The following is a 12,759-nucleotide window of genomic DNA, read 5'->3' as shown; positions in this document are numbered from 1 at the left end:
ACATAGAATAATAAGCTTAATATGAAAAGCCGAAGCACATGCTTCGGCTTTTTTATGCTTTAATTTTAATATCTTTATGCTATGAAGCAACTCATTATCATCAACGGCCCAAATATTAATTTATTAGGAAAGCGTGAAACCAATATTTATGGTAACCTCTCGTTTACAGATTTTTTCAATACCATAGAGAACAAATATGCTGAAATTACTTTAGAACATTTTCAGTCTAATGTAGAAGGTGAGATTATAGATAAACTGCACGAGGTTGGTTTCAATTATGACGGTATTATATTAAATGCAGCGGCCTATACCCATACATCTGTAGGCATTGGTGATGCGGTCAAAGCTATAGAAACGCCTGTTGTGGAAGTCCATATCTCTAATACGTTTTCAAGGGAAGAATTTAGACATCAATCGTATATTTCACCAAATGCCAGAGGTGTAATTCTGGGTTTTGGATTGCAAAGTTATGAATTGGCAATTCAGAGCTTTTTAAGCACATAATATTTGATAGGATAAATACGTTATGTTCTCAATGAAATGGACTAAAATACTTGTAACTTCCTGCTGCTTTTTTTCAATGCTGACAGCTTTGTCACAATCTCCTGTGAACTTTGGTGTGAAAGGCGGATTAAATTTGACCTTTTTTAAGGTCACTGAAGCACAATTTGGTAATAATATTGAAACGGAAGTAGGATACTATGGTGGCGTTTTTGCCGATTTTGAAGTCGACGAGTTTGTGTCCATTCAACCAGAAGTTTTATATATCAGTTTAACGGATTTCCAATTTATCAATGCGCCAATATATGCTAAGTTTCGATTATCGGATCGATTAGACTTCTTAGCAGGCCCGAGTCTTAATTATTTCTTCGATTTTTTCAATAACAAGTTAAAAGTAAGAGGCGATATTGCAACGGCCTATAATCTTTCTAATCACTTAGATCTGCATATGAAATTTGTATTAGGATTTAATGAAGTGGCTCCCAACGGCTTGTTTTTAGGAGCTGGCTATAAGTTTTAACAAAAAAAAGCGACTTGAATATTCAAATCGCTTTATATGTTGCAGTGGATGGTTCTTACAAATGTATGACTTCGTCATAGGCATCTGCCACAGCTTCCATAACCGCTTCACTCATGGTTGGGTGAGGGTGGATAGCTTTCAAGACTTCATGACCTGTTGTTTCTAATTTTCGTCCTAAAACGGCTTCAGCAATCATATCAGTCACACCAGCACCAATCATGTGGCAGCCTAACCATTCACCGTATTTAGCATCAAAAATAACTTTGACAAAACCATCTTTATTTCCACCAGCACTGGCTTTACCTGAAGCTGAGAAAGGAAATTTCCCAACTTTGATTTCAATGCCTTTATCTTTCGCTTGTTTCTCTGTGAGTCCAACGCTTGCTATTTCTGGTGAGCAATACGTACAACCCGGAACATTTCCATAATCAAGGGCCTCAACATGTTGACCAGCTATTTTTTCCACACATAGAATTCCTTCAGCAGATGCTACGTGAGCAAGTGCTTGTCCTGGTGTTACATCACCAATAGCATAATATCCAGGAATGTTAGTTTGGTAATAATCATTCACTAAAATTTTATCGCGATCAGTGGCAATACCTACATCTTCAAGACCGATATTTTCAATATTGGATTTAATACCTACCGCAGATAATACAATATCAGCTTCTAGAACTTCTTCTCCCTTTTTAGTTTTAACGGTGGCTTTTACACCAGATCCTGAGGTATCCACTTTGGTGACTTCTGCAGATGTCATAATGTTGATGCCACTCTTTTTAAAAGAGCGTTCCAATTGCTTGGAAACATCTTCATCTTCTACAGGAACGACATTCGGCATATATTCTACAATGGTAACTTCTGTACCCATCGAATTGTAGAAATACGCAAACTCAACACCAATAGCTCCGGAACCTACGACAATCATTTTTTTAGGTTGTTTATCTAGGGTCATTGCTTCACGGTAACCAATAACTTTTTTACCGTCTTGCGGCAAACTTGGTAATTCTCTTGAACGAGCACCAGTCGCTATAATGATATGATCTGCACTGTATTCTTTGCCATCAACTTCAATTTTTTTACCTGTTTTTAAGGTGCCATATCCTTCAATAACATCAATCTTATTTTTCTTCATTAAGAACTGAACACCTTTGCTCATACCATCAGCGACACCACGACTGCGTTTAACAACGCCATCGAAGTCATGACTAGCCTCCTTTACAGAAAGCCCATAATCTTCAGCATGCTTTAAATATTCAAAAACCTGTGCTGATTTCAGTAAAGCCTTGGTTGGGATACAGCCCCAGTTCAAACATACACCACCTAAACTTTCTTTCTCTACAATAGCAGTTTTAAAGCCTAATTGCGATGCTCTAATTGCTGTTACGTAGCCTCCAGGACCACTACCAAGTACAATAATATCGTATTTACTCATGAGTCTTTTTTTAATTGAAATTTTGAGGTTACGAAGTTACGAAACCAAATCGTAATATTAAAGGTCATCCGTAAAATGTCTGCGACCTTTTTCTTGGCGGAATTTCTCCTGATTGTAAGTCTCTGATTTTCCTTTAGGTATTGAAAGTGACATCCAGTCTTTTCCTTTTAAAAGTTTCCCTAAAAAAACCATTTGTCCGACGTGGTAAGCGTAGTGGGCTAATTGACGATTAATCGCTTCTGTGACAGTATGGCCTTGATTTCTAATGTAGATCAACTGTTCAAGGTGTTGGCTGTTTAAAGATTCTAAAGCATTAAAAAGGCATGTCCATCCTGCTTCCCAAGCTGAAAGGAGCTCTTCCTTAGAATTGAAATGATCGATAAACTCATCATCTCGCTGTCTCCAAGGTTTTTCACCGTCTTCTGTTAAAAAATGGGTCCATCTACTTAGCATATTACCGGAAATATGTTTGATGATAATCGCTACAGAATTGGTGTCTTCAACAACTTCTTTTTTTAGCTGATCAAAATTGAATTGAGCGATTGTTTGATCCCCTAAGGATTTGTAATACTTAAACTGTTTGACAATGCTGGTGAGATAAGATGTCTCCATGGTTTCTTTTTTGAGTTCGTTATAATAACACGGATTGTCTTAAATAATACCAGTTATTTTGATGGAACAAATTTTAAGGCGTCACCATTAATACAATGACGTTTGCCTGTGGTCTTTCTCGGACCGTCATTAAAAACATGGCCTAAGTGTCCACCGCAGGTCGCACAGTGTTCTTCAGTTCTAGCATACCCTAGATTATAATCGGTTGAAAATTCTACGTTACCTTCAATTTCTCTGTCAAAACTTGGCCATCCAGTTCCAGAATCAAATTTGTGCTCGCTCTTAAACAAGGGTGTGTTGCAAGCGGCACAATGATAAACGCCTTCACTGTATTCTTTATTTAACGGACTAGAAAAAGGGCGTTCTGTACCTTCTTGTCTCAGCACATAATATTGATCGGCTGTAAGTTCTTTTTTCCATTGTTCTTCAGTCTTTGTAACTGGAAATTCTTTGTCTTTTTTTTCTTGCTGTTTTTGGGCTGATGAGTTGCAACTGAAACATAAGATGACAACAAATAGGAGCGCTAATTTTTTCATGTTATAAATATAATGTTTACAGTTTTTATAGTCGAAAGAATAGTTAAGAACTTACGAAAACGTTATAAATTTAATATTTAACTGATATTATTAATATATTGATGAAAATTGCAACGATTTTTAGTAATTTCACATTCCTATTAAACAATTAACCAACAAAATGCAAAAACAACAGCGCGTCGTCATCGATGCAGTGACACCTCAAATTAATGGTGGAGAATTCTTTATAAAACGTATTGTTAATGAAATTGTGAATGTGGATGCACATGTTCTTGTGGATGGTCATGATGTGATAGCAGCTTCAGTTTTGTTTAAGCATGAAAAAGAACGTCAGTGGAGTGAAGTGAGAATGCACCACGTCATTAATGACGAATGGAAGGCGTCATTTTTTGTGTCAAAACAAGGATTTTATAACTATAAAGTACAAGGGTGGGTTGATTATGCATTGAATTGGCAACATGGTATTGAACGCAAGATTGCTGATAATCAACACGTGAAGTCTGAACTTCTTGAAGGTGTGACTTATTTGGAACCGTTATTGACCCGTGTAACAAAAGCTGATAAAGCCTATGTTCAGCATTGCATAGACATATTTAAAGAACCTTCGCAATATGATGAAGCCATTGCTGAAGCAAAAAGTGATAAACTACACAAGCTATTTGTAAATTTTCCTGAAAAGCACCTAGCCAATGAGACTGAAGCTTTACAAGTGTATGTGGATCGTAAAAAGGCGAGATTTAGTACCTGGTACGAGTTTTTCCCACGTTCAGCAGCAGAGGAAGAAGGGCAACACGGAACTTTTAAAGATTGTGAACGCCTTTTGCCAAGAGTCGCTAAAATGGGATTTGACACCTTATATTTTCCGCCAGTTCATCCAATTGGCGAAGTGAATCGAAAGGGTAAAAATAATACCACTGAAGCTCAAAACGACGATGTAGGTTCCGCATGGGGAATTGGCTCCAAGTATGGTGGTCATAAAGATTTACACCCGCAATTAGGAACTATCAGTGATTTTAAGCGCCTCATAAAAAAGGCCAAAGCATTAGATATAGAAATTGCCATGGATTATGCCTTACAAGCAGCACCAGATCATCCATGGGTAACCGCACATCCAGATTGGTTTAAATGGCGACCAGATGGGACGGTTCAATACGCCGAAAATCCGCCTAAAAAATATCAGGATATTTTACCAATCTATTGGGAAAGTAAGGATTATAAAAACCTTTGGAAAGAATGTCTGGACACCATGCTCTATTGGATAGATTGTGGTATTCATGTTTTCCGTGTTGATAATCCGCATACCAAACCTTATTATTTTTGGAATTGGCTCATTTCCGAAGTGAAAAAAAAGCATCCGGATGTGATTTTCTTAGCCGAAGCCTTTACCAAGCCAAAAGTGATGCAACGACTAGCCAAAGAAGGGTATTCGCAATCTTACACCTATTTCACATGGCGTAATAATAAGCATGAATTGATTGAATATATGACCGAATTGACGCAGACGGATCAACGTGAGTATATGCAACCTAATTTTTGGCCTAACACACCAGATATCAATCCCTATCATTTGCAAGGCGCTAACGAATCTAAATATCTTCAACGTTATGCTTTGGCAGCGACTTTAAGTTCTAGTATTGGTATTTATGGACCCGTCTTCGAGCAAATGATTAGTGAGGCCATTCCGGGAAAAGAAGAATATTACATGTCTGAGAAATTTCAGATTAAAAATTATGATTGGTTTCTTGAAAATAAATTGACCTTATTGATTTCAAAAATAAATGCTATTCGCCATCAAAATGAGGCTTTGCAGCAGACTAATAACATAAAGTTTTGTCATATTGAAAATGATAATTTAATGGCGTTTTACAAATGGAATCAAGAGAAAACAAATGAATTGTTGATTGTGATTAGTCTGGATCAATACTATGCGCAACAAGGCAATGTGCAATTACCACTAAGTGATTTAGGCGTTCACGAAGGCCAACAATTGCGTATGGAAGATTTAGTGACGGGAAGTAGCTACAACTGGGATCATGAATGGAATTTCGTGGAGTTGCATCCGACACTTCCATTTCATATTTTTAAGATAAACAAGTAAAATGGCTAAAAAGGACATAAAAGCAACGGCATTGAAACCACCTTATAATTTCAATGATAAATGGGAGGAACTTCTAGAAAATGAAGAATTCATCAAGGTATTTTTGTCGGATGTCTTGGAAACTTATATTTCAAAACAACGCTGGTATGGTGGCAAGGCAAGTAAGATGAAATACATTGAACTTTCTGAATATTTTAGAATTCAGCAGCATGACGAAATGTACTATGGCCTTATTTTAGAAGTGAATTTCACAGAGGCTTTTTACCAACATTACTTTTTACCGATTGCTTTTGTTTCTGATGAGAGTTTTGCTCAAGACGATAGGATTCTACCCATTAGTATTCGAGACCAAGAAGGTTTTATTATCGATGCTATTAATTTGGAAGCTTTCAGAAAAGTAGTCTTTGAACGTATTTTAACAGCGATTCCTAAGGATAAAACACGTGTTCGATATCATAAAAGTGAAAATTTCAACGATTGTACTTATGAGTCTTCAAGATATATGGGAATGGAGCAAAGCAACACCTCTATTGTCTATAATGAAAAATATGTCTTAAAGTTTTTTAGACGGATCTATGCCGACAGAAATCCAGATTATGAGATGAGTCGCTTTTTATCCGATAAAAAGGACTTTAAAAACACACCTGCGTACCTTGGGAGTATCCAAATCAAGGATCATGAAAACGTAAATATTACCATTGGTCTTATGCAAGAGATGGTAGAAAATCAAGGTGATGCTTGGGAATATATGTTGAAAGAGTTCCATAAGGTGTTTTCTAATTTAGAGTACAAAAATATTCAGGTGAAGCGATTGCCAAAAACGGAAGATTTTGGCAGATTACAAATTACAGATGTGCCACCAGAGATTATTGATTGGGTAGGACTAAATGTATTTACGAAAATTCAAACACTCGCCAAGCGAACTGCTGAGATGCATATTGCTTTAGGTAGTGAATTTGAGGATACGGCTTTTACACCAACTCATTTTAATGGTGATTATACCGTATGGTTAAAAAATAGATTGCTTTACCAATTTCAAAATCGTTTGAATACTATTGAGAATAGCTTACATAAATTAGATGGCTTAGCATTAGAATTAGCGAATGAATTTTTAGAGAGAAAGAATGATATTAGAAAGCGCTTTGTCAATTTTGATTGGACCAAATTGAAAGGTGAACGCATTCGTGTACATGGCGATTATCATTTGGGTCAGGTATTAGTCAAAGATGATGACTTTTACATTTTGGATTTTGAAGGCGAACCGGAAAGTACGATTCGTGATAGAAAGGTCAAACAGCCACCTTTAAAGGATGTGGCAGGTTTATTTAGATCATTCCATTATGCTATTTATGCAACGATTTTTAACAATGTGGAATTGTATAAACATTCCCAGGACGATTTGTTTGCCGCAGGTGAAATTTTATACCAATACTTAAAAGGGGTATTTTTAGGAACCTATGTAGATAAAATACAAGCAGCGAACTTAAATATTGGTTACCATCAAGAAAGGATATTTTTACTGAAATATGCCATGCTTGAAAAAGCGGTTTACGAACTGGGTTACGAATTAAATTCACGTCCGCGTTGGGCAGTGATTCCATTGAAAGGAATCTCTAATATCATTAATGATTAATTTATGGCAGAAGTAATAGTACATAGTCTTTTTACCGATTTTGACATCAATCTTTTTAAATCTGGAAAGCATTACAAGCTTTATGAAAAAATGGGCTCTCACATCATCACTGTTGATGGTGTAGAAGGCACTTATTTTGCCGTTTGGGCACCTAGCGCTAAAATGGTTTCGGTTATTGGTGATTTTAATTTTTGGGTAGAAGGGGAGCACAAGCTGAATGTAAGATGGGATGAAAGTGGTATTTGGGAAGGATTTATACCACATGTTGGCAAAGGCAGTATTTACAAGTATAAAATACAAAGTCATAATAACGACATCAAAACAGAAAAAGCAGATCCGTATGCGAGGCGTTGCGAACACCCACCGAAAACGGCTTCAGTGGTTTGGAATGAACCTTATAAGTGGAAGGATACTAAATGGATGAAAAAGCGACAAAAGCACAATGCTTTAAATGCACCTTATTCCATTTATGAGGTACATCTAGGGTCATGGAAACGACGGTTAGAAGACCATACGTTTTTAACCTATGAGGATTTAGCAAATGAGCTCGTCACTTATGTCAAGGACATGAATTTCACACATGTTGAATTGATGCCAATCATGGAATATCCTTACGATCCAAGTTGGGGTTATCAACTAACAGGTTACTTTGCACCAACATCACGTTTTGGATATCCTGAAGGATTTAAATTACTTGTCGATAAACTGCATCAAAATGATATTGGGATCATATTAGATTGGGTACCATCGCATTTTCCTGAAGATGCTCATGGCCTCGGTTTTTTTGATGGATCACATCTTTATGAACATCCTGATAAACGCAAAGGGTATCATCCAGATTGGAAAAGTTTGATTTTCAATTATGGTCGAAATGAAGTAAAGTCTTTCTTGATTAGTAATGCGATATTTTGGTTGGATGAATACCATGCCGATGGTTTACGAGTAGATGCTGTTGCGTCTATGCTTTTCTTAGATTACAGTAGAGACGAAGGAGAATGGGAACCTAATATGTTTGGTGGAAGAGAAAACCTGGAAGCGATGTCCTTTTTACGAGAAATGAATGAAGCGGTGTACAGTATGTTTCCAGATGTCCAAACCATTGCTGAAGAATCAACCTCATTTCCAATGGTTTCAAAACCAACGTCCTTAGGTGGACTCGGATTTGGAATGAAATGGATGATGGGATGGATGCACGATACCTTACAATATTTTGCTAAAGAACCTATTTATAGAAAACATCATCAAAATGACTTAACATTTTCGATGACCTATGCCTTTACCGAAAATTTTATGCTGCCGCTAAGTCACGATGAAGTGGTGTATGGAAAACATTCCATTTTAGGTCGTATGCCTGGTGATGAATGGCAGCGTTTCGCTAATCTGCGATTATTGTACAGTTACATGTTTACGCATCCTGGAACGAATTTGCTATTTCAAGGTGCAGAATTTGGTCAAAGTGAGGAATGGAATTTTCAACAAAGTCTCGATTGGCACTTGCTTCAGTACCAACCACACGCAGGTGTACAAGAATTATTAAAAGCGTTGAACACATTTTATAGATCAGAACCTGCTTTATATGAAAAGCAATTTTCCGCAGAAGGTTTTGAATGGATAGACTATAACGATGCTGAAAATTCGGTGTTGGTGTATATCAGAAAGGGTGAAAAGCGTAAAGATGATGTGATTGTAGCTTGTAATATGACACCTGTTGCACGAGAAAACTATCGCATCGGACTTCCGAAAAAAGGGCAATTAAAGGAGGTTTTTAATAGTGATTTGAAAACTTTCTTTGGTAGTGGTGAATTTAAGAATACCTCATTAACATCTGAGAAAAAGCCTTGGCAGTTTAGAGACGATTCCGTAGAAATTGTGATTCCACCGCTCGGAATGGTCGCTTTTAAATACCTCTAATTTTCTGGATCATTGGTGTTTTTGGGAATAACATCAAACGGTGTCCATAACCGAAATCGTTGTAGTTAATAATTCGGTACAATATCAATGCCTAACACTTTTTTACGTCCGCATTTTTGCTTTTTTTTACATGATTTTTACACAAGACCTTTCATATGATTGTAAATACAGAATTAGAAAATAAAGGGAATTTGTTTCCTTCCAAAATCATCCATTTTAAAAAGGATGTAGATACACTTTACTTTACGACTGAAAATGATGTCATACTTCAGTTAACTGTTTTAAGGGATAGCGTATTAAGGTTTAGATATACGACTACTGGAAAATTTGAAAATGATTTTTCCTATGCCATAACGAAATATGCAAGTACAGGCTATAACCTTTTAGAAATAGAGGAGCTTAAATCCCATTATAAAATAACCACGTCTAAATTAATTTGTCACATCGATAAAGACAATTTAAAAGTGCAACTATTTGATGCCGCTGACGGTTTAGCGATTAATCAAGATGAAATTGGATTTCATTGGGAAGAGAGCTACGAAAAGGGTGGTAACATTGTAAAAATGAGCAAGGTCTCTAATGATGGCGAGAGTTACTTTGGACTAGGAGATAAGCCAAATCATTTAAACTTAAAGGGAAAGCGCTATGAGAATTGGGTAACAGATTCCTATGCCTATGGAAAAGATACAGATCCAATTTACAAGGCAATTCCATTTTACACAGGTTTACATCACAATCGCGCCTATGGAATATTCTTTGACAATTCCTTCCGTTCATTTTTTGATTTTGCGCAAGAACGCAGAAACGTCACAAGCTTTTGGGCACAAGGTGGCGAAATGAATTATTATTTCATTTATGGACCACAAATGACAGAAGTCGTTGAGAGCTACACAGATCTTACAGGGAAGCCACATTTGTTGCCACCATTGTGGGCACTGGGCTTTCATCAATGTAAATGGAGTTATTATCCGGAAGAAAAAGTGAAGGAAATTACTTCAAAATTTAGAACACTTGAAATACCATGTGACGCTATTTACCTAGATATTGATTACATGGAAGGTTTTAGATGTTTTACTTGGAGTGAATCCTATTTTCCAGATCCGAAACGCATGGTTAAGGAGTTGGCTGATGATGGATTTAAAACGGTGGTCATTATCGATCCAGGCATCAAGATTGATAAAGATTATTCGGTGTTTCAAGAAGCTATGGATAATGATTATTTCTGTAAACGTGCTGATGGTCCTTATATGAAAGGAAAAGTTTGGCCAGGAGAGTGTCACTTTCCAGATTTTACAAATCCAGAGGTAAGAGAATGGTGGTCAGGCTTGTTTAAAGAACTTATTGAAGATATTGGCGTCAAAGGCGTATGGAACGACATGAACGAACCCGCTGTGATGGAAGTGCCTAACAAAACGTTTCCAGATGATGTACGTCATGATTATGACGGAAATCCATGTAGCCACAGAAAAGCCCATAATATTTATGGAATGCAAATGGCTAGAGCGACCTATCAAGGATTAAAAAAGTTTGCTTATCCAAAAAGACCGTTTGTAATAACGAGAGCTGCTTATTCTGGGACACAACGTTATACCTCTACTTGGACAGGTGATAACGTGGCAACCTGGGAACACCTTTGGATTGCCAACGTGCAAGCGCAACGAATGGCGATGTCTGGGTTTAGTTTTGCAGGAAGCGATATTGGTGGTTTTGCAGAGCAGCCACAAGGGGAATTATTTACGAGATGGATTCAGTTAGGAATTTTCCATCCGTTCTTCAGAGTTCATTCATCGGGCGATCATGGTGATCAAGAGCCATGGACATTTGGCAATGACGTCACTGATATTGTTCGTAAATTCATAAATATTCGTTACGAGCTTCTACCATATTTATATACAACGTTTTGGGATTATGTGGAAAATGGAACGCCTATACTAAAATCATTAGTGCTATTTGATCAGGAAGACGTACAAACCCATTATCGCACTGATGAATTTGTGTTTGGAAATCAAATTTTAGCCTGCCCTGTCCTTGAACCAAACGCTAAAGGTCGTCGAATGTATATTCCACGCGGACAATGGTATGACTTTTGGACAGATAGTATTGTAAAAGGAGGAAAGGAAATGTGGGTAGACGCTGATATTGATAGTATGCCTATTTTTATTAAGGAAGGAGCCATCATTCCAAAGTATCCAAAACAACAGTATGTGGGTGAGAAAAACATTGAAACTGTTGGTTTAGATGTGTATTATAAAGAAGGAAAAGAAAGTTCCCATTTATTCGATGATGCACATGATGGTTACGATTATACCAAAGGCCGATACAGCTTTAGAACTTTTAAATTGCTTGGTAAGTCTAACGAATTAATTATTCAACAGCACAAGGAAGGTAAATTTGAGGCCCAATATAAATCGTTTGAATTGCGAATTCATGGTTTACCATTTGATATTAATGAAATCCAGTTGGACAACGTGAGTATTCCTTTAGATCATATTAAGACAAATGGTGTCTCTAAGATGACTGTAGACAAAGATTTTACAGAATTACATCTAATAGGAAAGTAGATTTTCTCCTTTCAAATGTGACAAAATTATAATGGATAGTGTCCAACTAAATGGAATCATTTCGTAAATTTAGCTAACACTATAAAAATCTATTTAACTATGCGTATAAAAAATAAATTAGTAGCCATTGGAACCATTGCGTTGTTCCTGTCATGTGCTACCAACCCATTTACGGGTAAAAAAACCTTGGCATTAGTGCCTAATTCACAATTATTTCCAACGGCTTTTGCTCAGTATGACCAATTCCTAACTGAAAATAATGTGGTTACTGGTACTTCAGATGCCGAAATGATTAAACGAGTGGGACAGCGTATCGCTGTGGCTGCCGAACGTTGGTTAAACGCGAATGGTCATCAAGGCTATTTAGAAGATTACAAATGGGAGTACAATTTAGTGAATGACCCCACTGTGAATGCTTGGTGTATGCCAGGAGGTAAAATTGTGTTTTATACAGGTATTTTACCGATTGCTCAAAACGAAACGGGTATTGCAGCGATTATGGGTCATGAGGTTGCTCATGCATTAGCTAACCACGGACAACAACGTATGAGTGCAGGTATGTTACAACAACTCGGTGCCGTAGCTGGGAATGTTGCTATTAAGGATGAGCAAACAAGAAATATATTTAATCAAGCCTATGGTGTTGGTAGTAACGTAGGTGTGATGTTGCCATTTAGTAGAAGTCATGAAACCCAATCAGATGAAATTGGACTATACCTAATGGCAATTGCTGGTTATAATCCTAGTGAAGCAGCAGAGCTATGGAAACGTATGAAGGCTAATAGTGGCGGACAAGCGCCACCAGAGTTTTTAAGTACACACCCTTCCAATGATACCAGAATTGAGAATTTACAGAAATGGGCACCAAAAGCGAAAGCTGAGGCTAAGAAATTTGGTGTTGATTCCTATAGACCTTTAGGCAAATTTTAATTGCAAAGACTAAAAATTATAGTAA

The 12,759-nt window shown here is 37.0% G+C and carries 10 protein-coding genes; 7 read left to right on the top strand and 3 right to left on the bottom strand.

What is annotated here, in order from left to right; translation table 11 throughout:
• Positions 1-81: 81 nt before the first annotated feature.
• A complete protein-coding gene (gene aroQ, locus ACU8DI_RS07220) occupies positions 82-504 on the top strand; it encodes a type II 3-dehydroquinate dehydratase (RefSeq protein WP_447112097.1) in 423 nt (140 codons plus the stop codon).
• A gap of 31 nt (positions 505-535) precedes the next feature.
• On the top strand, positions 536-1,021 hold the full coding sequence (locus tag ACU8DI_RS07215) for an outer membrane beta-barrel protein (protein ID WP_447112096.1): 486 nt from the start codon (positions 536-538) through the stop codon (positions 1,019-1,021).
• A gap of 55 nt (positions 1,022-1,076) precedes the next feature.
• Here the strand turns inward: ACU8DI_RS07215 and lpdA are convergent, their stop codons facing one another.
• The 3 genes from lpdA to msrB are packed head-to-tail and all read right to left on the bottom strand — an operon-like array spanning position 1,077 to position 3,601.
• Complete coding sequence (lpdA, locus tag ACU8DI_RS07210) at positions 1,077-2,453, bottom strand: dihydrolipoyl dehydrogenase (protein WP_447112095.1); 1,377 nt, start codon at positions 2,451-2,453, stop codon at positions 1,077-1,079.
• Between the two features lie 57 nt (positions 2,454-2,510).
• Positions 2,511-3,065 (bottom strand): DUF1572 family protein, encoded by a 555-nt coding sequence (locus ACU8DI_RS07205; protein ID WP_447112094.1) that lies wholly within the window; start codon positions 3,063-3,065, stop codon positions 2,511-2,513.
• 53 nt (positions 3,066-3,118) lie between these two features.
• A complete protein-coding gene (gene msrB / locus ACU8DI_RS07200; RefSeq protein WP_447112093.1) occupies positions 3,119-3,601 on the bottom strand; it encodes a peptide-methionine (R)-S-oxide reductase MsrB in 483 nt (160 codons plus the stop codon).
• Positions 3,602-3,761: 160 nt separating this feature from the next.
• Here msrB and ACU8DI_RS07195 point away from each other — a divergent pair, with 160 nt between their 5' ends.
• The 5 genes from ACU8DI_RS07195 to ACU8DI_RS07175 all read left to right on the top strand — a co-directional run bounded on the left by ACU8DI_RS07195 (position 3,762) and on the right by ACU8DI_RS07175 (position 12,734).
• Positions 3,762-5,699 (top strand): alpha-1,4-glucan--maltose-1-phosphate maltosyltransferase, encoded by a 1,938-nt coding sequence (locus ACU8DI_RS07195; RefSeq protein ID WP_447112092.1) that lies wholly within the window; start codon positions 3,762-3,764, stop codon positions 5,697-5,699.
• 1 nt (position 5,700) lies between these two features.
• Positions 5,701-7,332, top strand: coding sequence for a maltokinase N-terminal cap-like domain-containing protein (locus tag ACU8DI_RS07190; protein ID WP_447112091.1), 1,632 nt, complete (start codon positions 5,701-5,703; stop codon positions 7,330-7,332).
• Between the two features lie 3 nt (positions 7,333-7,335).
• On the top strand, positions 7,336-9,243 hold the full coding sequence (gene glgB, locus ACU8DI_RS07185; RefSeq protein WP_447112090.1) for a 1,4-alpha-glucan branching protein GlgB: 1,908 nt from the start codon (positions 7,336-7,338) through the stop codon (positions 9,241-9,243).
• A gap of 155 nt (positions 9,244-9,398) precedes the next feature.
• Entirely contained in the window at positions 9,399-11,804 is a 2,406-nt protein-coding gene (locus ACU8DI_RS07180; protein ID WP_447112089.1) for a glycoside hydrolase family 31 protein, read from the top strand.
• 99 nt (positions 11,805-11,903) lie between these two features.
• On the top strand, positions 11,904-12,734 hold the full coding sequence (locus ACU8DI_RS07175) for a M48 family metallopeptidase (protein ID WP_447112088.1): 831 nt from the start codon (positions 11,904-11,906) through the stop codon (positions 12,732-12,734).
• Positions 12,735-12,759: the final 25 nt, after the last annotated feature.

This window comes from Psychroserpens sp. BH13MA-6 (genome assembly GCF_052983595.1).
Note: the sequence above shows the minus strand (reverse complement) of the source record. Positions and strands in the feature narration are given on the sequence as shown.